Annotated in this window: 1 protein-coding gene; it reads right to left on the reverse strand. The window is 52.1% G+C overall.

Translation table 11 applies throughout. The annotated features are described in order from the left end of the window. On the reverse strand, window positions 1–219 hold a 219-nt coding region (locus AABK37_RS42270), incomplete at both ends, for an AMP-binding protein (RefSeq protein WP_432557314.1).

Genomic DNA, 219 nt, shown 5'->3' on the forward strand with positions numbered 1-219 from the left:
CTTGGGTAGATTGGGTCGAGAGGCACATATGCGCCACCCGCCTTGAGAATTGCCAGCAGTCCCACCACCATCTCACTAGAGCGTTCCGTGCAAATACCGACCAAGATTTCCGGTCCTACACCCAATGAAACTAGGTGATGTGCTAGTTGGTTGGCTTTGGCGTTTAACTCGCGGTATGTGAGTTGTTGGTCTTCATACACAACTGCCACAGCATCCGGT

This window comes from Tolypothrix sp. VBCCA 56010, assembly GCF_050875635.1.
Taxonomy (GTDB): domain Bacteria; phylum Cyanobacteriota; class Cyanobacteriia; order Cyanobacteriales; family Nostocaceae; genus Hassallia.